We start from the raw sequence: 22,937 nt of genomic DNA on the forward strand, positions 1-22,937 counted from the left end.
CGCGCTTGACCCCGCTGCAGCGCCGCCAACTGCGACGTCTCAGTCAACGTGGACCACCAAGGGCGGATGATCCGGAACGCGTGAGACTGGCCCGACTTAGCTGAGACGGGACACCGGGGGCGGACCTGCGTCTTGCACCTCAAGCCCATGTCTATCGACTTCGACGGCATCGTCGCCCGGTACGGCGTGTCGCCGGAGCGGCTGCGTTGCATCGTGGCCCGTGCGTCGGAGACCGGGTTCCCCGCTCCGCGCTCGGATGAGCAGTGGGACGCGGAGGCCGTTGAGGCCTGGATGGGCGATCTGGTCCGAGCTTCCCACATCGCGGTGCTTCTTCAGCTGAAGCGCGAACAGACGGTGACGGCCTACGTCGCCAAGCCGGGCTACTTCCCGGAGCCTGACGAGCTCGAGGTCACGCCGGCCGGGTACAAGCGCAAGCAGTGGCGTCGGTCCGTTGTGCTGGCCTGGGACGCCGGACGCTCGGGGCGTGGCAACCGGGCGCCTGGCAGGGGGCGCTCCGTCCCGCAGGACACGGCCGGTGTCGACGTGAGTCAGCCGACGCTGACGTCCCGTGAGGTGGCCGCGGTCCTCGGTTTCGCGGACACCGCCAGTTTCGCCTCCGCTCACGCGCAGGGCCGGCTGGACGGCCTGGGTGAGCCGATCGAGCCTGCGGAGGCGAGCGGTCCTCCGCGCCCGAGCCGGCGGTGGGACACCGTCGCGGTGCTGGCGGAGGCCGAGCGGCGCCGCGGTGCCTCCGACGGGCACCGGGCGCGGGTCAGCGTTTGCCTGCGCGCACTGGAGGAGGCTGCCTGCGGGCCGGTATCGGCGGTCGCGCTGCAGGCCGGCGACGGGAGCGGCGCGCCGCTCTAGCAGTGGCAGTCCGCGCTGGCGCAGGCGCGCCGCCAGTCCAAGCGCGGCTGAACCGGCCGCACCACCCGCGGAAAGGGCAAGCGGCCGGTTCCACGTTCCCTCACGGGATCGTGGTGGGAGGTTGGCTTCCTCCCCCGGCCGCACTCTCCGGCCGACTGGGACCGCTGGACCCTTACCGGAGGTAGACCCACTCTACCGGGTTCCCTTCCTCGGGCTACGGCTTTTCGACGTGGTGCGCGGGTCCGGCGCAGGTGCGGCACAGGGTCTCGCCGACGGTGAGCGGGCGGCCGCACAGGCCGTCGTCGCCGGGGCATTCGCGGTGGACTCCTTGGTCGGCGGGACGCTGTGGCTTGGCTGCCGGGTGCACCGTCTCCTGCGGTACGGGTGTGGCGAGCAGGTCGTCGATGCGCCAGGCAAGCGCTCCTCGCGGATGGGTGAGATCGTCGGTGTCGGCGGTCAGCACGGTCAGCAGCCGGCTCCTGGACCAGCCCCGGTGCAGCAGCTCGTCGGCTTTCGGGGCCAGGCGGCGCACGGTGGCGCCGGTGAGGGTGAGGTGCGGGATACGGTCAGCGGCTTCCCACAGCAGGGCCTGACCCGGCGTCGGGGCCCGCGGCGAGGCGGTCGGTTCGGCTGTGTTCGGCTGCCGGGAGTTGACGCTGCGGTCTGGTGGTCCCCGATTGCAGGAATGGAGCAGGTGTGGCAGCAGCTCGGTTGCGGTATGGAACGCGCGCGAGGGGTGTCATGTGCCAAGAACGCTTGTCACCCGACAAGGTGATTTTGGCCAGCCGCGGGAACCGCCCACCAGGGCAGCCTGCTGAACACCAGCAGGCTGACAGCCCTGCACGACCCCGGGCCGATTGACCAACACACGACAATCAGTCACGCAAAAGCAGTACGATCCGTTCAAGATCGCTCGCTCCACGCTGAGTAAGGGGGACCCCACCGTGCAGCAGAATCAACCTCCGTTCGCACCCGCACGAGCCCGACACCGACACTTGGTCGCCTCCGCTGTCGCAGCGAGCTGCCTACTCCTCAGCGCATGCGGGACCTCGGCCAAGCACGTCGCCACATCGACCGACACCACCCTCCCGACCCCCAGCGCCTCCCCCTCGCCCAACGCCACAGACGCGGCAAGGACGAAGCTGCTCACGGCCTACCAGGGCTTCTGGAACATCCAGGTACAGGCCTACTCCACGGGAAGTCTGCAGGGCCTGCCAGTGAACACCTATGCACTCGGCCCGGCCTTCTACGACATCGAACAGACCCTGCAGTACTACAATTCGCAAAATCTCGTGATGCGTGGGCGTCCGCAGCTTTCCCCACAGGTCGTTGCGATCAGTCTCGCGAAGCAGCCTTTCACCGCAACGATCAATGACTGCATCGACACAACCAACTTCCTCCCCTACGACAAGTCAACCGGGAAGCCCGCCCCGCTCACGGATCAGGTCTTCCGTCACCCGTGGACGTTCACGGCATCCTTCGACAACGTTCAGTGGCGAATCACGGACGGGAAGATCAACCGGAACAAGACATGCTGAGGGGACGGGTCGCGGGAGCCTTAGCGGCCGCCGTGGCTCTGGCCATCTGCTTCCTCCCGAGCCGGGCAACCGCGGACGGTGGCGGAGGCGGGGGCGTCAGCTGCGGTCCCTATGCCGGCAACTGCCGCGTTTCCGCGAGCAGTTCCCCAGCGCCCGGAGGCGGAGGCAGCGGGGGTTCCGGTGGTGGCGGCTCAGGCCGAGGTTCCGCCTCGTGCTCGTTCCATGGACACTCATTCCCCTGCTACGACCAGCTGTTTGGCTGGTTCGACGAGCAGGACGGCTGCTACTACAAGCTGATGAGCCCCCAACCTGACGCCAGCAGCACCCTCTGGCAGGGCCACAAGCCGGGCGATGGAGCCGTCTACGCGGCCGAGTGCCCACTGATTTCGGGCACGGGCCTGGCTGGCGGCACCGCAAAGTGGTTCCAGAACCCTCCTCCCGGCTTCGGCGGGGCCGTGAACGTGCAGGCTCTGGCGCAGCAGGCGGTTTCGCAGATGGCGCTGGTGGGTCCTGCGGTCGGGATCGCTCCACCGCCCGGGTCGAAGGGCGTGGTGGGTCTGCCGGTGTGGTTGTGGGACAACGTTTCGCCAGCGACGTGGGGCCCGAACACGGCGGCGGCGTCGGCCGGGGGCGTGACGGTGACCGCGACGGGCTCGGCGACGCAGATCGTGTGGTCCATGGGCGACGGGTCGACGGTCACGTGCGACAACCCTGGGGTGGCCTACCAGGCCTCTTTCGGCGCGCAGGTGCCGGCGTGCGGTCACATCTACACGGCGACCTCCGACAAGGAGCCGGGCGGGAAGTACGCGATCACCGCGACGAGCACGTGGGTCGTGGACTGGACCGCGACCACCGGGCAGACCGGGCAGATCACCGTGACGCGGCAGTCCACCTCAGCCGTGGAGATCGGCGAGCTGCGCAGCGTGAACAACTAGACGACAAGCGGGATCGAGGACAGACGATGGTGACGAAACCGCGCACCGCGCCCGACTCCGGCGTGCTGCCGGTGCCGGGCCTGCCGGACGCCCCGCGCCGGGCGCGGCGGCCGGTGCTGATGGCGGCCGGGCTGGCGCTGGCCGCGGTCGGTGGTCTGGGCGCTTACGCGATGGTCAGTCAGGCCGGGGACCGGATGCCTGTGCTGGCGTTGGCCCACGCGGTGCCGAAGGGGCAGGTGATCGGCCGCTCGGATCTGGCAGTGGCGCAGGTCGCCCCGGACCCGGCGCTGGCGCCGATCGCGGTCGCCGATGACGGTGAAGTGCTGGGCAAGCAGGCCGCGATGGATCTGCCGGCGGGCTCGCTGATCACGCTGGCGTCGGTGACAAGCAAGGCACCCTCGAGCGCGGGGAAGACCGTGGTGGGGGTACTGGCGAAGCCGGGCCAGGTGCCCGCCGGGCTGCTGCAGCCCGGCGACAGCGTCACGGTCGTGGAGACCCCCGCGGCCGGTGCGACGAAGGTCAGCCCGGTCCCGGAGACGGTCACCGCGGTGGTCGTGTCCGTCGTGGGTCCGGACGCCAACGGCGCGCTCGTGGTGAACCTGGCCACCGATGCGGGCAGTGCTCCGCAGCTGGCCGAGTGGGCGGCACTGGGGCAGGTCGCGATCACCGTGCAGGGGCACTGATGACGGTCGTCGCGTTGGTGTCGGGAAAGTCCGGTGCGGTCACGGTCAGCGCCCTCGCGTTGGCGTTGGCGGCGCCGGCAAGGTCGGTGCTGGCTGAGCTGGACCCGTCGGGGGGAACGGTCCGCCCGGGGTTCCAGCAGGGATACGGTTCCACGGCCGCGATCGGGTTGCACCGGCTGGCGACCGCGGAGCGCTCGGGGACTCTGGGGCAGGTCTTCGACCAGCATCTGGTCCCGCTGCACGGTGGCGACATGTCCCGCCGGCTGCTGCCTGGGCTGACCGATCCGTCCCAGGCGTCGGCGATGGCCGGGGTGTGGGAGCAGCTGGTGCGCGCGTGGCCCGTGCTGGAGAGTGATGGCGCCGATGTGGTGGTCGACGCCGGCCGTGCGGTGGTGGACTCCGGCGAGCTGAGCGCGGTCCGCTCTCCCGCGGCAGTGCTGCGGCGGGCGGACGTGGTGCTGCTGGTGGTCCGTCAGACTCTCACGCACGTGGTCGCCTCCGCCCCGGTCGCCGCCCTGATGGCCAGGGATCTGCAGCAGCACGGAACGGGCGCCGACGCGCTCGGTTTACTGCTGGTGGGCGAGGAAAAAGCCCCGCCCGCCAGCGAGATCAGTCAGCATCTGCGCTTGCCGGTGCTGGCCCACTTCGACTGGGACCCCGCCACCGCCAGAGCCCTGGCGCACGGGCCCCGCTCCGGCCGTGAACTGTCCTCGCGTTCGACGCTGCTGCGGCAGGCGCGCTCCAGCTGGGACCAGATCGGTGCGCTGGCCAACTGGCGCCGGGTCCAGCTCGCCCCCGCCGCTGCCCCGTTCGGGTCGGTCTACCAGGGCGGGGGCTTCGGTGGCTGACACTCTGCCCCGCGGCACCGCCCCGAGGGACCCGAACGAGCACCTGCGGGCCCGCTTCGAGCAGGCGCTGCAGCAGTCGCGCCCGGCTCCCCCGCCCACTCTCCTCCCGCCACCGCCGGCCCGCTCGGGCACATCGGGGCCTGCGGCACTTCCCGTCGCCGCCCTCCCAACGGGCGGTGGGGCCGGGCTGTTACCGGTCGACTTCACTGTGATCGGGGAGCTGCGCGGGCAGGTCGCCACCCAGCTGGCGGCCCGCACGGCCGAGGCCGGTGCGCTGGAGGTCGAGGACCGTGAGCAGCTGGGCTGGCAGCTGGTGGTCGAGACGGTCGCGCGGTGGGGCACCGACTACGCGGCCACGACGAAGCCGCTGAGCAAGGCGCAGGAGAGCGAGGTCGCGCAGGCGGTCTTCGATGACCTGTTCCGCGCCGGCCGTTTGCAGCCGCTGCTGAACGACCCCGGGGTGGAGGACATCCGGATCTGCGGCAACGACCCGGTCGAGGTCATCTACCAGGACCGCCCCCGAGCTGTCCTGCCGCCGCTGGTGGCCACGGACGCCGACCTGGTCACGCTGATCAACCAGCTGGCGCGCACCCAGGGACAGGGCGAGCGGACCCTGTCACCGGCCGGTCCGACGTTGAACATGCGCCTGGTCGACGGCTCCCGGCTCGCGGCCGCCTACCTGGTCACCCCGCGACCGCAGGTCGTCATCCGCAAGCATCGCCTGCGCTCCACCCACCTGGGCGATCTGGTCGGCTGGGGCACCCTCGACAGCGTGCTGGCGCAGTTCCTGGCCTCCGCCGTCCGCGCTCGCAAGAACATCTTCGTGGTCGGCGGCCAGGGCGCGGGCAAGACGAGCCTGTTGCGCGCGATGTCCCGCGAGATCGCGCCCGGGGAACGTATCGGAACGCTGGAGTCGGAGTTCGAGCTGTGGCTGCACGAACTCGAAGGCGGCCCCCAGGTCGTCCCGTTCGAGGAACGCGAGGGCAACGGCGAACGCGACGCCCAGGGCCGGCTGCTGGGCCAGATCAGCATGGCCGACCTGTTCCCCCAGCTGCTGCGCATGTCGCTGCGCCGCGTCATCGTCGGCGAGGTCCGCTCGGTGGAGGTCGTGCCGATGCTGCACGCCATGAACGAGGGCGAGGGCGGGTCGATGTGCACGCTCCACGCCCGCACCGCCCGCTCCGCGATCGACCGCGTCGTCACCCTGTGCCTGGAATCCGGCATCGGGATGACCACCGAACTGGCCTACCGGCTCATCGCCCAGGCCGTCGACTTCATCGTCTACATCCGCCAAGTCGACGAGACCGAGATCGGCGGCGTCAAGCACCGCTTCGTCGAAGAGGTCCTGGAAGTGACAGGCATCGGCGAAGGCGGCCGCCCCGCCGTACAGCGGATCTTCGCACCCCGCGGCGACGGCGAGGCCCGCGACCCCCGCGGCGTCCCCCACACCACCCCGCTGTGCATCGACGACCTCGAACGCGCCGGCTTCAACCGCCAGTGGCTCCACAACCCGGCCGGCGCCTGGGGCCCGAAACCGCAGACAGTGAGGCCCCTGTGACTCCTTCGTTGATGGCCCTGATCGCCGCGGCCGCCGGCGGCGCGGGCGCGATCGGACTGCTGGTGGCCGTCGCCGCGTGGGCGGGATGGCTCGAGCCCGCTGCCCCCCGTCGGCGTGGCCGCGGCGAGAGGAAGCTGCGGGCTCTTGCCGGGGTGGACGGCGGCGCGGGACGAGCTGCCTGGTGGGCCGGCCGGCGCACCAGGGTGCTGACCGGCTCCCTGGTGCTGGTGGTGGTGTGGCTGGCGACGGGCTGGCCGATGGCCGGGCTGCTGTCGGGGATCGCCGCGGCAAACATCAGCTGGCTGTTCAATCCGGGCCGCGAGCACGCCGAGAAGATCAACCGGCTCGAGGGGCTGGAGGAGTGGGTGCGGCGCATGTCCGACATCCACACCGTCGGCCTCTCCCTCGAGGGTGCGGTCATCCGCTCGGTGGCCACGGTCCCGGATTCGATCGCCGCGCCGGTCCGGCTCCTGGCCGGAAGGCTGGGGGCCGGCTGGCCGCCCGATGGCGCCTACCGGGCCTTCGCGGACGACCTGGACGACGTCACCGCCGACATGATCGTCGCCCTGATGCTGCTGCACGTCCAAGACCGCGGCGCAGGCCTTGGCAAAGCCCTCAAGGACCTGTCCACGTCGGTGGCCGAGGAGGTACTGATGCGCCGCAAGGTCGAGGCCGACCGGGCCAAGCCGCGCGCCAACATGCGCTGGATCACCGTGTTCTGCCTGGTCGTGTTCGGGCTGTCGACGTTCTCCGGCGCCTACACCCGTCCCTACAGCAGCGTCGGCGGACAGCTCGCGATGATCGCCTTCGCGGTCGTGTTCGTGCTCCTGCTGGTGTGGATGCGCCGGATGGCGAACCTGCGCCCGGTACCGCGCTTCCTGTCCCGCGCCGACCGCACCCTCTCCCCCGCGGAACGCGCCCACGCCGCCGACGAGCGGACCGGAAGGAGCCGGAAGTGATCTCCGTTGTCCCGGCCGTTGTGGCCGGCACCGCCGCCGGGGCGGGTATCGCGATCGCGGTCGCGGCCGCGCTCCCCGGGCGTTCCGACCTGGGGGACGTCCTGGCCCGCCTGGACGCCTCCCGCCTGGACGTCATCGCCCCACCCACCCAGGCCAGCACCGCGCACGGGGTGTACGAGCGGATCGGCTCAACAGTCTTGGCCCGGTTCGGCACGCTCGGGCTGCCGCGGCGCGAGCTGGAGATCCTGCGCGAGTCGCCGGCCCTGTGGCTGGGCCGCAAAGTCGCCGTCGCCCTGTACGGGCTGATGCTCCCGCTGCTGGGCGGCGCGGTGCTGGCCGCCATGAACGAGCCGCTGTCCTTCACCGTCCCGGGAGCGGCGGGGCTGGTGTTCGCGGCGGTGTTCTGGTTCCTGATGGACGTCCGCATCCGGCAGCTCGCCGCCGAGGCCCGCCTGGAGTTCCGCGTCGCGGTCGCCTCCTACCTCGAGCTCGTCGGCCTCGAACGCGCCGCCGACGCCGGTCCCACCGAAGCCCTCAAACGCGCGGCTGCCGTCGGCGACGGCTGGGTGTTCGAACGGATCCGCGACGCCCTGCTGCGAGCCGAACTCGCCGGCATCGCCCCCTGGGACGGCCTGCGCCACCTCTCGCAGGAGATCGGCGTGCCCGAGCTCGGCGCCCCCGCGGACATCATCGCCGTGGCCGGCGAGGAGGGCGCCTCCGTCCACTCCACCCTGCAGGCCCAGGCCCGCTCGCTGCGCGGCGTGCTGCTGACCGATCAGCAGGCCCAGGCCAACACCGCCTCGGAAAAGATGGTCGTCCCCGTGGCAGCCCTCGTCATCCTCATGACCGTCTACATCGCCTACCCGGCCATCGCCCGCATCATCAACAGCTGACCCGCACCCACACGACCTCTTCCCCGTCTTCATCCACGCCGCCCGGGAGGCCCGACGTGTTCACCGACCCCGCCGTCCACGCCCTCGTCCACCTGCTCCGCATACGCGCCCGCCGCGTCCGGGCACTGCACGCGGATCCCGACCGGGACCGCGGTGCACTGTCGATCGAACTGGCGATCCTAGTGGCCGCGCTGGTCGTCATCGCCGGAATCATCGTCGTGATCGTGACGAACAAGGCCACCCAGAAGGGCAACGCCATCCCCTAGCCGCCCCAGCCGACGCCTTTCCCGTCGTCCTCACCGGAGCGCGCCTCACCCATGACCTCCTTCCCCTCTCCGAGATCCTGCGGCGGCGCCGCACGCCCGTGGCGTCTGCGGCGTGCCCACCAGCGGCTGCTGCGTGCGCATCGACGGCCGCAGAAGCGCACGGAGGCGGGGGCGCTGTCGCTGGAGCTGGCGATCCTGGCGCCGGTGGTCATGCTGCTGCTCTTCACCATCGTGCAGGCAGGGTTCTACTACTACGCCCGCGACGCGGCCCTTACCGCCGCCCAGCAAGGCGTTGAGACCGCCCGCCTGCGGGGCGCGACGCTCGCCGATGGGGAAACGCAGACCTGGGACCTGCTCAGTCGCACCGGCGGCAGCATCACCGGCCCGGCCGTGACCGGCAGCGACAGCGGCCAACTGGTCACCATCACCGTCACCGGACAGGTGCCCTGCTGGCTCCCCGGCGTCTCCTTCACGGTCAGTCAGACCGCCACGGCAGCGAAGGAGCAGCCCGGGCCATGACCGTTCACAGCCACCCCGCATCGACCGTACGCAGCCCACGCCGTGACGGCCCCTGCCGCTGCCGCGACGCTGGTGCGCTGTCGCTGGAGCTGGCGATCCTGGCGCCGGCCATCTTGATGTTCCTGGCGCTGATGGTCGTGTGCGGGCGGATCTACCTGACCGGCAGCACCGTGGACGACGCCGCGAGAGACGCCGCCCGAGCCGCGTCCCTGCAGAACAACCCGAGCGCCGCGCGGACCATCGCGCTGCAGGTTGCCAGCCAGTCGCTGGCCGCCCAGGGACTGCACTGCCTGGCCACCGACGTCCAGGTCCCCACCGCCGCGTTCGCCACGCCGCTCGGCCAGCCCGCCGCGGTAACTGTGACTGTCACCTGCCGGGTCAACCTGTCCGACGTCGGCTTCCCGGGCCTGCCCGGCAGCAAGGTCCTCACGGGCTCCTTCACCAGTTCCCTGGACGAGTTCAGGCCCAGGACCGCCCTTGGCCGCGGCACTCCCGGTACCTGCGGCATCCCGTCTCGCACCTCAGGAGGGGAAGCGGATGCGCCCGCCACGGCCTGACCGAAGCAGCAGCCGGCAGCGAGACCAACGCCGCCAGGAGCATGAGCGGGGCAGTCTCTCCCTGTTCACGGCGATCGTCATCCTCGCGGTCCTGGCCGTTCTGGCCCTGGTCGTCGACGGCGGCGGCCGGCTCCAGGCCCTGGCCAAGGCCGAAGGCACCGCGCAGGAAGCCGCCCGCACCGGAGCCCAGTCCCTCAACGCCGCAGGCGCGCTGACCGGGCACGGCTTCACCGTCGACAACACCGCAGCCGTCGCCGCTGCGAACGCCTACCTCAAGGCGGCCGGCGTGTCCGGCACCGTCACCACGGTCGGCAACCGCATCGAGGTCACCGTGACCGCCCCGTTCACACCGCTGTTCCCACTGCTGGGCGCCGGGACCGTCACCGGCCACGGCAGCGCCCTGCTCCTCTACCAGCCCGGAGGCTGAGATGGCTGCCACCAAACTCGTGCGCGCCGCGGCCGCCCTGGCCGCGATCGCGCTCCTGGAACTCGGCATCCCCACCGCCCTGCTGGCCGTCGGGGTCCTGCCGTCCTGGGCGCAGCTGACGGGGGCGCTGACCGGGCCGGACAACGGCACCCTGTTCCTGGGCGCGCTCACCCTCCTCGGCTGGGCTGCCTGGGCCGCGCTGACCCTAAGCTTCACTGTCGAGGCCGCGGCCGTGCTGCGGCACCGCAGCGCACCCCGGCTCCCGGTCCTCGGCGTCACCCAGCATCTGGCCGCGTCCCTGGTCGCCGCGATCGTCGTCCTGCTCCCCTCCACCGGCGCTCTTGCCAGCGCCGTACCCGCGACCGCGGCCACACTGCACCTTCCGCATGCCGCCGCGACGACACCGGAGCGGGCCGCAGCCAACGCCGCGAGAGCCGGCGCCGGATCGGCATCGCCGGACGAGGCGGGCGGTACCCACACGGTGGCCTCGAGCGACGAGACGCTGTGGGGCATCGCCGAGCACTACCTGGGCGACGGGCTGCGCTGGCGGGAGATCGCCGCCCTCAACCAGGGCGTCCCGCAGGCCGATGGACAGACCCTGACCGCCCACACCGTGCACCTGGCCCCGGGGTGGACGCTGCGGCTCCCCGCCGACTCCACGAACCATCCCCTCAGCCGGGACGGCAAATCCCCGCGGGGCAATGCAGGCAGCGATGATCAGGCCGGCGGCACCCGCGCAACCAGCAGCCACGCCCACCGGAGTACAGGAGGAGGCCACGAGCGCGTCCACGTCGTACGACCCGGCGAGACGCTGTCGCAGATCGCCGAAACCGACCTGGGCGACGCGGACGACTACCCCGCCATCTACGCAGCCAGCACCCACACCCTGCAGCCCGACGGCGCGCACCTGACCGACCCGGACCTCATCCTGCCCGGCTGGCGCCTGACCATCCCCCGCCCCGGCACCCCCATAACCACCGGCACAACCAGCACACCCGGCGCCCCAGGCACGGTCCACGCCGGCGGCACGCACGGCGGGTCCGGATCAGGCCACCACCCTGCCCCCGGCACCCCCACCGCCGACCCAACCCGGACCCCGCCCCCATCAGCCGTGACGACGGCACCCACCGGGACCCCGACCGGCACATCCACCACCGCGCCGACCGCAACCGCCACCACGCCCACCGCCTCCCCTCCTCCAATGACCAGCCCGCCCCCAAGCACGACGGCCGCGGCACCGGCACCGCCCGCCGCAGCGCACACAACCAGCGAGTCAGCGCCGGGCAGCGAACTGCGGATCGGCGCCGCGGTCGCCGCACTGCTCGCGGGCGGACTGCTCGGCGGATACGCCATCAAACGCGCCCTGCAGCAGCGCAACCGGCGCCCCGGCCAGACCATCGCCGTCCCGGCCCAGACCAGCAGCCTGGAGCAGGTCCTTGCCGCCCAGGCCGACGTCGCCAGCGCCGACCTCCTCGACCGAGCCCTACGCACCCTGGCCGCGCACCTGTCCGACGGGGAGCCGCTCCCCCAGCTCGACGCGGCCCGCGTCGGCCACACCGGCATCCAGCTCCGCGCCAGCGGGCCACCCCTCCCCCCGTTCACCGCCGGGCCCGCCGGCTGGTGGACATTGGACCCGGCCGCCACGGTGCTCGACCCCGCCGCCGCGGGCCAAATTCCCGCCCCCTATCCACTGTTGGCAACCCTGGGCGCCGAGGCAGACGGCACCCTCCTGCTGGTCAACCTCGCCGCCGCCGGCACCGTCCTCCTCGACGGCACCCCCGCCCAGGTCCGCGAAGTCGCCCGCGCGCTCGCGCTGGAGGCCGCCACCTGCCCGTGGGGACAGGAGCTGCAGGTCCTCAGCTCAGGACTGGTCGACACCACCCTGCCCGCCATGATGGCCACCGGTCGCCTGCGGCGCCTCGACACGATCAGCCACGCCGTCACCGACCTGGCCGACCAACTCCTGACGGCACACCAGGATCCCGACGCCGCCCTGCCCTGGATACTCGTCGCCAGCGACAGCATCGACCAGGACACCGCCTGGGAACTGGCCAACCTCATCCACCACTCCCCCGCCCCACCCATCGCGCTCGCCCTGCCCGGCCGCGACATCGGCCCTCTGTTCCCCCACGCGCTACGGCTCGACTGCTCCAGCACAGACCCGCAGACACTGCCCACAGGCGTCGCCCCGGTCCGACTCCAGCGCGTCACCGAGACCGAGTACCAGATCCTCAGCCGGGACCTGAGCATCACCGAGCAACCGGCCCACCCCGCCGCCGGCGCGTGGACCCACGTCCCAAGCGACACCGACTACCCGCCCCAGCCGACCACAGACCCTCCGATCCAGGACGCCGCCACCACCCCAAACACCCGCAAAGGACCGACAACGGCACCAGCCGGCGACCAGCCCGGACACCCCGTCACGCCGTTCCTGGCCTTCGCGGCGACCACAACCGATTCCGCACGACACAGCTCCACGTCCCTCCCGCGTCCCCTTCCAGCAGCGAACGCCCCCGGCCAGCCAGGCGCACCGGCCGCGCCCGCACAAACCCGCGACGATGCGCCCGCACAGGTGACGGCTCGGCCAGCACCGCTGCCCGACACCGCCGACCCCCACGCCCCGGAGATCCGCATCCTGGGACCCGTCGACGTGACCGGACTGGGCACCAGCGGCCGCGGCAAGCGCCTGGCCGAGGTCGCCGCCTACCTGTACCTGCGCCCCGGCCGCACCCGCGACGACCTCGCCTACGCCATGAACCCGAACCAGCCCTGGGGCGAACGCAGCGTCAAGCAGCGGCTGTCCGACCTACGCAGCCTCCTCGGACCGGCCCCGGACGGCACTCCCCGGCTCGCCCGAAGCGCCCGCAACGGAGCCCTGCCCACCCTCACGGGGGTGCGCAGCGACTGGGACCGTTTCCAAAAGCTCGCCGAACGCGGCCTCCTGGCCGGCCCCGCCGGGGTGGGCGACCTCGAAGCCGCCCTCGCACTCGTGCGAGGGCGCCCGTTCGCCGGCAGCACGGCCGCCTGGAGCATGCCCGACCACCAGGAGATGGTCTCCCGCATCGTCGACACCGCCCACACCCTCGCCCGCTACCGCACCGCAGCCGGCGATCTTCACCCCGCACGGGCGGCGATCGCCAAGGGGATCGATGTCCACCCCACCGCCGAGCTCCTGTACCGGGACTGGATCGCACTCGAGGCAGCACACGGCAGCCACTCCGAGGTCCAGCACGTCATCTCCCGCCTCCAGGACGCGCTCCGCACCCTGGACGTCGAGATGGAGCACGCCACCCGGACCCTCATCGAGGCCGTCTACCAGCGGGACCTGAAGGGCAGCGCCTGACCCCCGGTGGACAGCACGAAGCCCTCGGTCATCTGGACCGGGGGCCTCTTGTGTGTCCGGAGCCTGTCCGCCCTGGGCTGTGCTCGCCGTGTGCGAATTCGTCGAGCGTGCGGCACGTACCGCTGAGCCACCGTCGCATGCCCAGGGGAGGTGCGCATTCCGGCGGGACCGACTGAGCATCACAGTCAGGGCCGGCCGGGAGCAGAATCTTGACTGTCATTGAGAGGGAGACTACGGGCCGTGTGCTCGGCGTCCCACGCTTCCTTGAAGCCGGGGAGATAGCGGCGCAGGTGGCCGGAACTGAGAGCCTCGCCGGTCCTGCCGCCGACGCCGTGCTGCTCGAAGAGCCACTTGGCGAGTTGGTCGCCGTCGGGGAAGGTTCCGTGCTGCTCGGTGTAGTCGACGAACGCGGCCCGGTAGCGGTCCACCGCGCTCCCTTGCCGGGAGATCGCCTTCCTGGTCTCCCTCTGATTGGGGACGGGCGCCGGCTCTGATTCCTGGGTGCGTGGCCGGCCTTCCACCCGGGCGCGAGCTTCGCCTTCCTCCGCGGCCGCAGGTCTTGTCCGCGTCGCTTCATCGACAGGGGCAACAGGCTCAGCGACGCCGACGACGGTACCGGTGCCCTGCTCGGCCAGTTCTGCCAGCGCGGATAGCTCGCTCCCGTCCTCGGGCGCGACGACCAGGTCACCGCTGTGCTGCACGGTGGACGGCTCCTCGCGCGGGGCGGGGATGGCCGCCAGGACACCCGTGGGGTTCGGGATCGAGAATGTCGGGACGGGGAGGTCCGGAGCGCTCTCCAGCTTGAACTCGGGAAGCTGCTCGCCCAAGTTGGCCAGCTTGAGCAGCAGGAGGTAGTCGACCGGGGCACGATAGCGCCACAGGCGGCCGAAGGCCGCCCGCAGCCGGGCCCGGTAAACCAGACGGCGGCGTTCCATCTCCAGGGCTTCTTCGTAGGAGCGCAGTTCCCACAGCATCCGGCGGCGAAAGAGGCGGAGCGTGGCGATGGGCGCCCAGATCCAGCGTCCCAGGCGGGTGTTTTCGAAGAGCTGGTTGGCCTCGATCTGAGCCAGGCGGCCGACCGTGTGGCGGGCGGCCTCGATCGCGGCGACGAACAGCAGCGGGACGACGGCGTGCATGCCGCTGGAGAGCGGATTGGGCCAGGCGGAGGCGGCGTTGAAGACGATCGTGGCGCCGGTGAGCACCCAGGCGAGCTGCCGGAGGATGGGCAGCGGGATCCGCATCCAGGTCAGCAGCAGGTCCAGGGCGAGGAAAACGGTGATGCCGACATCGATGCCGATCGGCAGGAGGTAGGAGAACCAGCCGAAGCGGTTGCGCTGGGCCAGGCGGAGCACCGCGGTGTAGGAGCCGACAAAGCCGATCACCGCGATGACCACAGTGCCGAGCACCACCGTGACCACAAGCGCCTTCTGGCCCCGGCTGACCTCTCGGCGATCCATCGCCATCCCTCCGTGCCGTCGTCGTGTCCGTGTTCAAACAGAGGGCACCAGCTTCACACACTGCGGTGGGACCCGTCCCAGCCCTTCGCAACCTCTCCTCTCCTCGGTCTCGCGTTGCACGCCACGATCCCCCACCGCGTTGGGAGAACCGAGGGGAGGGTGTCGGCGCAGGGCTCAGAAGGGACGCTGGTCCGCGGGGATCTGCACGGTAATGGTGGCGCGCTTGTCTGCGGCGGTGGCGCCCTGTCGGCTGGCCCAGGGTTCATCGGAGCGCATCCAGGCGGGCAATCCTGGGGGGAGGTCGGCTTCGGGAATGGCGCCCAGGTCGGCCGGGTTCAGGTCGGCCCCGTAGTGGGCCAGGGGCACGGCCTGGTCGGGGGTGATGACGCCGTGGAGGGCGTCGAGGGCGGTGTTCCAGTTGGCGAGCATCTTGGCCATGGCCGTGGCGCGGTCCTGGCCCTGCGCAGCGGCGCTGTCGGGGTAGGTGGGGTGGAGGATGTGCTGGTACGCGCCGGTGTAGGCGGTGGCGGCCGCTGTCGCGTGCCAGGTCTGATAGGCCGTGTCGGCCAGTCCGCCCAGGGCGATGACGGCCTGGATCGAGTTGTGCGCGGTGAGCGTGTCGAGCCAGGAGTGGCGGTAGGCTGCGATGGCCGGGTCGTGGGCGTGGGCGGTGCCCGCCTGCTGGCCGTAGACGCTGTACAGATACGTGTTGATCATGGTGTAGCTGGTGGTGACGCCGAGCTTGTTCAGGAAGCCCTGGAAGCGGCGGCCGGCGGTGCCGATGAGGATGCGGCGGGCGATGTCCTCGTGTTCGGCGGGGTCCTGGCCGATGACCAGGATGCGGGCGGTGCCGTCGAGGCGGCCGCGGTGGAAGATCGGGCCCCATTCGGTGCGGAAGTCCGCGGCCGGGTAGGTCTCCGTGCCCGGGTAGTTGGCGACGAGCGCCGCATAGGGGGCTTGTCCGTAGCCGGGGTCGAAGTCGTGCATGCGCGGGTCCCCTTCGTCTACTCCATGCGGGCGGTCTCGCCCGCATGGGTGGCGTGCACACCGTCACGTAGAGGTCAGGATGAGTGGCGAAGCCGGTCCACGCCGCCAGGGCGGGGGCCGTGTCGCGTGAGTTGAGGCGAAGGGACCAAACCGATGCCCCCGACCGACCCCTCCCCCACCGGCCCGGCGTTCGCGCTGCGCGGCCGCATCGTCTCCATGGACCCCGCCGACACCGTGCTCGAGGACGGCGTCGTCTACGTCGACCCGAGCGGCACTATCAACGCGGTGCAGTCCGCCGCCGCCCCGCCCCCGCCGGGCTTCGACACCGTCGACGTCACCGACTCGGGCGGGACGGTGTATCCGGGGCTGATCGAGCTGCACAACCACCTGCCCTACGACGTACTGCAGCTGTGGCAGGTCCCCAAGAAGTACACAAACCGCTCCCAGTGGGGTAGCACCCCCGACTACCACCGCCTGGTCACCGGCCCCATGACGGTGCTGGGCCAGGATCCGCAGCTCATGCCCGCCGTGGTCCGCTACGTCGAGACCAAGGCCCTGGTCAACGGCACCACCACGAGCCAGGGCATCGCCTTGTTCAGCGACGCCGGAGCGCGGCGAATGTACCGGGGCCTGGTCCGCAACGTCGAAGCCACCGACGACTCCAACCTGCCCGAAGCCGCCACCCGGATCGCGGACGTCGAAGCTAGCGACGCCGCCCGCTTCCTGGCGCGCCTTCAGCAGCCGCACAAACTCATCCTCCACCTGGCCGAAGGCACCGACCCGGCCGCCCGAGCCCACTTCCAGGCCCTCCAGTACCAGCCCGGCCAGTGGGCCATCACCGACAACCTCGTCGGCATCCACTGCACCGCCCTGACCACCGAGGACTTCCAGGTCCTCGCCGACCACGGCGGCTCCATGGTCTGGTCACCCCTGTCCAACCTGCTCCTGTACGGACAGACCACCAACATCGCCGCCGCCAAGCAAGCAGGCGTGCCGATCGCGCTGGGCTCCGACTGGTCGGTATCCGGCAGCAAGGGCCTCCTCGGCGAGCTCAAGGCCGCCCGCCTCGCCTCCACCACCTCGCCAGCGGAAGCGGTTTTCAGCGACAAGGAACTCGTCGCCATGGCCACCCGCACACCCGCACTCATCCTGAAGTGGGACCAGAAACTCGGCTCCCTCCAGCCCGGCCGCTACGCCGACCTCCTCGTGATCGACGGCACCGCCGGCGACCCCTATACGACGCTCGTCGACGCCCGCGACACCGACATCACCCTTCTCGTCATCAGCGGCACCGCCCGATACGGCACCACCGCGCTCATGCACGCCCTCGCCCCCACGGCCGCACTGGAGAGCCCCGGCAGTGCAGCCCCCGCCGACCGACTGCTGAACCTCCACGACCCAGCCGCAGACCCCATCGTCGCCGGACTCACCCTCGCCGCAGCCACCGCCCGCCTCACCACCGCCCTGGCCAACCTCCCCACCCACAACGCACCGCCCCCGCCGGCCCATGCCGACACCGCGACGACCCCACGCTGGCGGCTCGCCCTCGACGAGATCCACCCCACCGGCGCGGAACTACGACCCCGCCTCCCACTCCCCGCCGGAGGCCGGCTCAGCGGACCGGTCATCCAACCGCCGACAACAGCCGCCCTCGCCGCAGAGACCACTCTGCCCCTCGCCCTGGACGGTCTCACAGCCACCCAGGACCCTGTCTTCGCCAAGACCCTGACCGCCGAGGCCAACCTGGCCGACGCCTATCGCACCACCCTGGCGCGCGACCTCACCTAGCCTCACGCACAGCGGCCGTGCACCCGGCGCGGGTGTTGTCGGTACCGCACCATACGGTGCTCGCCGCGCTATGTACGTCAGCCGACTGCGGTCTCCACAGCAGGCGGCAGCCGCCCATCTCCGCGAGCGTGATTCTTCCGCGGCGACTCCAATACGTGGCACACCTGCGCCGGGGCGCTCGACACCGTTGGGCTGCACAAGCCGAACCTGCTCTTAAAGGTGGCACGCCGCTTCGGCCCCCAGGTCGAGATCGGGGTCGTGCCGCCCGGCCTGAACAGACACAAGATCGAATACCGCTCCCCGGCGTCATCCAACCCCGCCGACTCGGGCACCGCATGGACCGAGGCATCGACGACATCAACAGCCCTGGCGCGGGAGCGCTCAACTACAGGTTGCTGGCCACCCTCACCGCGCAGTGGACCCGATCGGTCTCGACGAGGGCGACGTAGCAGGCCCGGTGGGCCTCTTCGTCTCGCCGGCGCGCCTGTCTGCGGCCTGACGGCAAAGGCGCCGAACTTCGAGCGACTCTGCTGTCCCCGTCGGCTGGGCTGGCCTCTGCCGGCGTCAGGGCGGTGCGAGCCTCGTGCCAGGTCGTATTGCCGGTACCGTGCGGGTCTACGGCGTCAGATAGCGGGCGCCAAAATCTGGAGGATTCATCTCATGCTGATTGCTCAGCGTCCTTCGCTGACCGAAGAGGTCGTTGACGAGTTCCGCTCCCGGTTCGTGATCGAGCCGCTGGAGCCGGGCTTCGGCTACACCCTCGGCAACTCGCTCCGCCGTACGCTCCTCTCCTCGATCCCCGGCGCTGCTGTCACCAGCATCCGGATCGACGGTGTCCTGCACGAGTTCACCACCGTGCCGGGCGTCAAGGAGGACGTCACCGACCTCATCCTGAACATCAAGCAGCTGGTCGTCTCCTCGGAGCACGACGAGCCGGTCGTGATGTACCTGCGCAAGCAGGGTCCGGGTCTGGTCACCGCCGCCGACATCGCGCCCCCGGCCGGTGTCGAGGTGCACAACCCCGAGCTGGTCCTCGCCACGCTGAACGGCAAGGGCAAGCTGGAGATGGAGCTGACCGTCGAGCGCGGTCGCGGCTACGTCTCCGCCGTGCAGAACAAGCAGTCCGGCCAGGAGATCGGCCGTATCCCGGTCGACTCCATCTACTCGCCGGTGCTGAAGGTCACCTACAAGGTCGAGGCCACGCGTGTCGAGCAGCGCACCGACTTCGACAAGCTGATCGTCGACGTCGAGACCAAGCCCGCCATGCGTCCGCGCGACGCGATGGCGTCGGCCGGTAAGACCCTGGTCGAGCTGTTCGGTCTCGCGCGCGAGCTGAACATCGACGCCGAGGGCATCGACATGGGCCCCACCCCGGCGGAAACCGCGTTCGCCGCCGACCTGGCATTGCCGATCGAGGAGCTGGAGCTCACCGTCCGCTCCTACAACTGCCTCAAGCGCGAGGGCATCCACACCGTGGGTGAGCTCGTGGCCCGCTCCGAGGCCGACCTGCTCGACATCCGCAACTTCGGCGCGAAGTCGATCGACGAGGTCAAGGCGAAGCTGGCCGACATGGGCATGGGCTTCAAAGACAGCCCGCCCGGATTCGACCCGACCACAGCCGCCTTCGGCGACGCCGACGCAAGCTTCCTCGAGACCCAACAGTACTGAACGCTGCGCCGGGTCGCACGGTCCGCAAGTCGCCTCCCGGACCGCGCGACCAGTGAGGCAAACGGCCACGTGAAGGCAGCCTGTTGCCGTCAGCCGAGGCCAGCGAAAAGCAGGCTCAGGTCCACGGTGCTACGGGGGTGGGGAAGCACTTCAGAACTTCGGAGCAGGTCGGGTCGGGAAGGGCTTCCGCGTAGCGGCGCACTGAGATGCAGCCGAGATGCCGTAGCCGGGCCACAGTAAGACCGGGTCTCCGGCGGTTGCGTACGCGAGCAGCTTCACGGCACCCGTGCCAGCCTGGTCTGGTGCGGGGAAACTGTCAGGAATTCGGACCGTACAGACCCGAGTGAGCGGTGCGGCCCACACCTGTCTGGCATGCTGCGGCCCCGCGTCCCGATAACGTGGGAGGCGGGGCCGCTGTGTGCCGTGATGGAGTTACAGCGGGAGGGACAGGACGTTCTCTTCCTGGACGTCGGCGCAGGGGTACAGGCGGGCCTGTGCACCCTGGTAGAGGCCGCCCCAGGAGTTGATGCAGTTGACGGATGCGACCTTCGGCTGAACCTGGAGGCCGTTGCCCTTGGTGACCCAGTTGAAGTACGTGTCGTTCGCGGAACCCGCGTTGCAGGGGTAGAGGGCCATGTGGTTGCCGGTGTGGTCGCCGCCCTCCCAGTTGTTCACGCACATGACGCGCTTTTGGGGGTCGTCGCTCCAGGAGGCCTGGATCTCGAAGTGGGTGGAGTCCTCCTGCCAGATCCACCACTGCTGGGCCTGGGTGCCGTTGCAGCCCCAGAACTGGAGCTGGGCCCCGTCGGTGAAGTGGCCACCGGGGACGTCGAGGCACAGTCCGTTACCGAACTTGATGGGGCCCCAGCTGGAGCCGGCGTGTGCGGTGCCGGAGCCGATGGTGATCGCGAGCAGTGACGCCGCCGCGACAGTGGCTACCTTGACCGTGCGCTTGAACATGGTGATCCCCCTGTTGATCAACGTATAACGGTGATGATCATAGCGGAATCACAGCTTGATCTTGATCTTTATTCCACGGCCGTGCCATGCCACCGTGGCTGACCGGACTGGCGCTGCCCTCACTGGTGAACGTGCTCGCCTTGGTGCTCAGGCTGTGACTTTGCACGTTGGGTGGCGTGCTTCTGGTGGAGATCTCTGACGTCACCGGACGGCATGTGGGGGATACCGCTGATGGGGTTCAACGGCGCAGGTAGGCGTACAGCGCGTACAGGGTCTCGCGGCTGATTCCGAACTCTGCAGGCAGCGCCGTTTTCGGCTCGCCGGAGGCTGCGCGTGTGCGTGGTTCGTGGGCTTGCTCGGGGGTGAGCGCCGGCTTGCGGCCGGTGTAGGCGCCGCGCCGCTTGGCCAGGGCAATGCCGTCACGCTGGCACTCCAGGATGAGGGCGCGTCAGAACTCGGCGATGGGTACCCAGACTGTACCGGGCGGGCGTTGTCGAGTTGCAGAGTTCTTCAATTCGTCAGTTGCGAATGCTGCAGTGGCTCTAGCGTCGGGGTCATGGCGAACACGGACACCGCATTGAAAGAGGCCATGGCGATCACCGGCGCGTTGGGGGTGGCCTTGGGGGACCTGGACAGTGGTATGAGCCTGGGGGCGCTGGCGTTGATGCCGGATCTGGATCTGGCGGTGGCGGCCGCTGGGCACACGGAGCTGGTGCGGGCGCAGCAGCGGACGCTGGAGATGCTGGGCGGTGAGGCGGGGGTGATCGAGGACATCTTGGTCACGTTGAGGGGTCAGTACCACGTGATCCGGCCGCTGACCTCGCACACCGGGGTGGGACTGTTCCTGGTTCTGGTGCTGGACCGCGGGCGGGCGAACCTGGCGATGGCCCGGCACCAGCTCAAGCAGATCGAGGCAGAACTCGACATGTAGTGGCCGTGGCCGCCGGGCGGGTGCGTGTGTGCGCCCCTCGATGTGGTCAGGGTGGGGTGAGTTTGAGGAAAGGAGGACGGCGCGGGCGAGCTGGCCGTCGACTGCGCCCAGCAGCATGGCGGGCTCGGACCGCCGGCGGCGGGGCCACCAGCGCCGGACAGCCCTCACCGGGGGCCTCCGGGCAGCCGCGCTGATGGCTGGCTGTCTCGGCGGGCAGGTTCTGACGGTATGGCTGAGCGCATGCCTGCGGAGCCGCCGACCTGGTGCTGCTTCACAGGTCGTTGCCGGCGTAGGAGAGGTTGAAGCTTTTGTTGGTTAGGGGGAAGTCGGGGACGATCGTGTCGGCCAGGGCGACGGGCAGGGCGGGCCAGTTGAAGAAGGACGGGTCGACGGGTTTCACGCGGGCCAGGGTGCCGTTGGCGGCGAGCTCGACGCGCGTGGTGATGGTGCCGCGCCAGCCCTCGACCATCCCGATCCCGGCGCCCGGCCCGTCAGAGCTGAGCGGGACCATGAAAGCCCCCGGTTCCAGGTGCGGGGTGAGCTGGTTCAGCAGGGCCAGGGAGACGTCGATCTCCTGGGCGCGGATCTGGAAGCGTGCGAGCACGTCCCCACTGTCCAGGGTCGGTACGTGGAGGGCGGGTCCGAGGTCGAGGGCGGGGTGCATGGTACGGGCGTCGAGGGCCAGGCCGCTGGCGCGGCCGACGTAGCCGAGGCATCCGAGCTCGCGGGCGGCCTGTTCCGGGAGCACGGCGGTGCCGGTGAACCGGTCCTTGACGACGGCGTGGCCGAGGGCGAGTCGGGTCAGGTCGCGGATGTCGTCCCCGGTTCGGCGCAACTGCGCGGGTGTGGGGAGGGCGAGCAGGCGGGCGCCGCCGGGAATCACGCCGCCGCGCAGCAGCCGGTGCCCGGTGATCTGCTGGCCCAGGCGCAGGAGTTGTTCGCGGATGCGCTGGGCGTGGGCGTTGAGGACGCCGTGGCCGACGTCGTTGCACAGGGCGCCGAGGTCGGTGACGTGGTTGTGGACGCGCTCCAGTTCGAGCAGCAGGGCCCGCGCCGCCCGTGCGGCCTCGGGGACCTGGGTGTTTGTGGCGTGTTCGATGGCTTGGCAGTAGGCCAGGGCGTGGCCGACGGCGGTGTCGCCGCTGATGCGTTCCGCCAGTGGCAGGCCGCGGTCGATGGCCCGGCCTTCGAAGAGTTTCTCGATGCCCTTGTGGACGAACCACAGCCGGGCCTTCAGTTTCAGGATGGTTTCCCCGACGACGGAGAAGCGGAAGTGTCCGGGTTCGGTGAGGCCGGCGTGGACGGGGCCGACGGGGATCTCGTAGACGCCGTCGCCTTCGACTTCCAGGAAGGGGTAGGGGCCCTCGGGTTCGGCGAACGGTGGTGGCGGTCCGGCGTCCGGGCGGCCGGGGTACCAGCCCTGGGGCCAGTGGTAGTGCCGCACCAGCCTGCGTGGCAGGGGGTGGCCGAGGAGTTCGACGCCGTGCAGGTCGTGCATCTCCCGCTCGAACCGTCCGGCCGGGAAGGACAGGTGCGCCAGCGTCGACAGCTGGGGTTTGGCCGGGTCGAGGCGGACGTGGAGTTCGGTGCGCCGGTCCGGGGGGCCTGCGACGAACAGGTAGACGATGCGGACGGCGTCGGCGTCGTGGTGCGCGGCGACCAGGGCGAGGCGTTCGCCCCGGGAGAGTCGCTCGGCTGCGGTGTCGGCGAGTTCTCCGACACCGACCTCGTACACGGTCGTGGTGGGGGTCAT

22 protein-coding genes are annotated in these 22,937 nt (G+C 70.7%); 16 read left to right on the top strand and 6 right to left on the bottom strand.

Translation table 11 applies throughout. The features are described from left to right. Positions 1–147 precede the first annotated feature (147 nt). The gene (locus tag BS83_RS41750; RefSeq protein WP_051942974.1) at positions 148–867 is read left to right on the top strand and encodes a hypothetical protein; all 720 of its coding nucleotides are present in this window, start codon (positions 148–150) and stop codon (positions 865–867) included. 214 nt (positions 868–1,081) lie between these two features. On the opposite strand, the gene BS83_RS12590 is transcribed toward BS83_RS41750, so the two are convergent. Next, entirely contained in the window at positions 1,082–1,399 is a 318-nt protein-coding gene (locus BS83_RS12590; protein ID WP_037603826.1) for a hypothetical protein, read from the bottom strand. A gap of 325 nt (positions 1,400–1,724) precedes the next feature. Here BS83_RS12590 and BS83_RS12595 point away from each other — a divergent pair, with 325 nt between their 5' ends. The 12 genes from BS83_RS12595 (at position 1,725) to BS83_RS12650 (ending at position 13,393) form a co-directional block, all read left to right on the top strand. Continuing rightward, on the top strand, positions 1,725–2,405 hold the full coding sequence (locus tag BS83_RS12595) for a hypothetical protein (RefSeq protein ID WP_157597155.1): 681 nt from the start codon (positions 1,725–1,727) through the stop codon (positions 2,403–2,405). A gap of 296 nt (positions 2,406–2,701) precedes the next feature. Next, a complete protein-coding gene (locus tag BS83_RS12600; protein ID WP_051942975.1) occupies positions 2,702–3,340 on the top strand; it encodes a hypothetical protein in 639 nt (212 codons plus the stop codon). A 26-nt stretch (positions 3,341–3,366) separates the two neighbouring features. Continuing rightward, positions 3,367–4,023 carry an SAF domain-containing protein gene (locus BS83_RS12605; RefSeq protein WP_037603829.1) on the top strand — a complete coding sequence of 219 codons (657 nt, stop codon included), beginning with the start codon at positions 3,367–3,369 and terminating at the stop codon, positions 4,021–4,023. Further along, on the top strand, positions 4,023–4,871 hold the full coding sequence (locus tag BS83_RS12610) for a hypothetical protein (RefSeq protein ID WP_037603830.1): 849 nt from the start codon (positions 4,023–4,025) through the stop codon (positions 4,869–4,871). Before BS83_RS12605 ends, BS83_RS12610 begins: the two co-directional genes overlap by 1 nt. Next, positions 4,864–6,429, top strand: coding sequence for a CpaF family protein (locus BS83_RS12615; protein ID WP_232248238.1), 1,566 nt, complete (start codon positions 4,864–4,866; stop codon positions 6,427–6,429). The genes BS83_RS12610 and BS83_RS12615 overlap by 8 nt, the downstream gene beginning before the upstream one ends. Further along, positions 6,426–7,388, top strand: coding sequence for a type II secretion system F family protein (locus BS83_RS12620; RefSeq protein WP_232248239.1), 963 nt, complete (start codon positions 6,426–6,428; stop codon positions 7,386–7,388). The genes BS83_RS12615 and BS83_RS12620 overlap by 4 nt, the downstream gene beginning before the upstream one ends. Beyond that, a complete protein-coding gene (locus tag BS83_RS12625) occupies positions 7,385–8,281 on the top strand; it encodes a type II secretion system F family protein (RefSeq protein ID WP_051942978.1) in 897 nt (298 codons plus the stop codon). Before BS83_RS12620 ends, BS83_RS12625 begins: the two co-directional genes overlap by 4 nt. 56 nt (positions 8,282–8,337) lie before the next feature. Continuing rightward, positions 8,338–8,547 carry a hypothetical protein gene (locus BS83_RS12630; RefSeq protein ID WP_037603831.1) on the top strand — a complete coding sequence of 70 codons (210 nt, stop codon included), beginning with the start codon at positions 8,338–8,340 and terminating at the stop codon, positions 8,545–8,547. Positions 8,548–8,598: 51 nt separating this feature from the next. Beyond that, positions 8,599–9,066, top strand: a complete 468-nt coding sequence (locus BS83_RS12635) for a TadE/TadG family type IV pilus assembly protein (protein ID WP_051942979.1) — start codon at positions 8,599–8,601, stop codon at positions 9,064–9,066. Beyond that, positions 9,063–9,623, top strand: coding sequence for a TadE/TadG family type IV pilus assembly protein (locus tag BS83_RS12640; protein WP_063774156.1), 561 nt, complete (start codon positions 9,063–9,065; stop codon positions 9,621–9,623). The genes BS83_RS12635 and BS83_RS12640 overlap by 4 nt, the downstream gene beginning before the upstream one ends. Beyond that, positions 9,604–10,050, top strand: coding sequence for a hypothetical protein (locus BS83_RS12645; RefSeq protein ID WP_232248240.1), 447 nt, complete (start codon positions 9,604–9,606; stop codon positions 10,048–10,050). The genes BS83_RS12640 and BS83_RS12645 overlap by 20 nt, the downstream gene beginning before the upstream one ends. Position 10,051: 1 nt before the next feature. Further along, entirely contained in the window at positions 10,052–13,393 is a 3,342-nt protein-coding gene (locus BS83_RS12650; protein WP_037603832.1) for a LysM peptidoglycan-binding domain-containing protein, read from the top strand. 185 nt (positions 13,394–13,578) lie between these two features. Here BS83_RS12650 and BS83_RS12655 read toward each other — a convergent pair whose 3' ends face one another. Beyond that, a complete protein-coding gene (locus BS83_RS12655) occupies positions 13,579–14,850 on the bottom strand; it encodes a DUF2637 domain-containing protein (RefSeq protein ID WP_063774348.1) in 1,272 nt (423 codons plus the stop codon). Between the two features lie 174 nt (positions 14,851–15,024). Continuing rightward, positions 15,025–15,837, bottom strand: coding sequence for a uracil-DNA glycosylase family protein (locus BS83_RS12660; RefSeq protein WP_037603833.1), 813 nt, complete (start codon positions 15,835–15,837; stop codon positions 15,025–15,027). Positions 15,838–15,990: 153 nt separating this feature from the next. Between BS83_RS12660 and BS83_RS12665 the strand changes: the two genes are divergently transcribed. Both BS83_RS12665 and BS83_RS12670 read left to right on the top strand, forming a co-directional pair. Further along, the gene (locus BS83_RS12665) at positions 15,991–17,625 is read left to right on the top strand and encodes an amidohydrolase family protein (protein WP_037603834.1); all 1,635 of its coding nucleotides are present in this window, start codon (positions 15,991–15,993) and stop codon (positions 17,623–17,625) included. Positions 17,626–18,285: 660 nt separating this feature from the next. Beyond that, on the top strand, positions 18,286–19,293 hold the full coding sequence (locus tag BS83_RS12670) for a DNA-directed RNA polymerase subunit alpha (RefSeq protein ID WP_037603835.1): 1,008 nt from the start codon (positions 18,286–18,288) through the stop codon (positions 19,291–19,293). Between the two features lie 432 nt (positions 19,294–19,725). On the opposite strand, the gene BS83_RS12675 is transcribed toward BS83_RS12670, so the two are convergent. Together BS83_RS12675 and BS83_RS48295 are read right to left on the bottom strand one after the other, a co-directional pair. Further along, on the bottom strand, positions 19,726–20,274 hold the full coding sequence (locus BS83_RS12675; RefSeq protein ID WP_157597156.1) for an RICIN domain-containing protein: 549 nt from the start codon (positions 20,272–20,274) through the stop codon (positions 19,726–19,728). Between the two features lie 217 nt (positions 20,275–20,491). Continuing rightward, a complete protein-coding gene (locus tag BS83_RS48295; RefSeq protein ID WP_456300478.1) occupies positions 20,492–20,692 on the bottom strand; it encodes a helix-turn-helix domain-containing protein in 201 nt (66 codons plus the stop codon). 117 nt (positions 20,693–20,809) lie between these two features. Here BS83_RS48295 and BS83_RS12680 point away from each other — a divergent pair, with 117 nt between their 5' ends. Beyond that, complete coding sequence (locus tag BS83_RS12680; RefSeq protein ID WP_037603837.1) at positions 20,810–21,184, top strand: hypothetical protein; 375 nt, start codon at positions 20,810–20,812, stop codon at positions 21,182–21,184. A gap of 271 nt (positions 21,185–21,455) precedes the next feature. On the opposite strand, the gene BS83_RS12685 is transcribed toward BS83_RS12680, so the two are convergent. Continuing rightward, entirely contained in the window at positions 21,456–22,937 is a 1,482-nt protein-coding gene (locus BS83_RS12685) for a hydrogenase large subunit (protein WP_037603838.1), read from the bottom strand.

The organism is Streptacidiphilus rugosus AM-16 (assembly GCF_000744655.1).
GTDB classification, from domain to species: Bacteria; Actinomycetota; Actinomycetes; order Streptomycetales; family Streptomycetaceae; genus Streptacidiphilus; species Streptacidiphilus rugosus.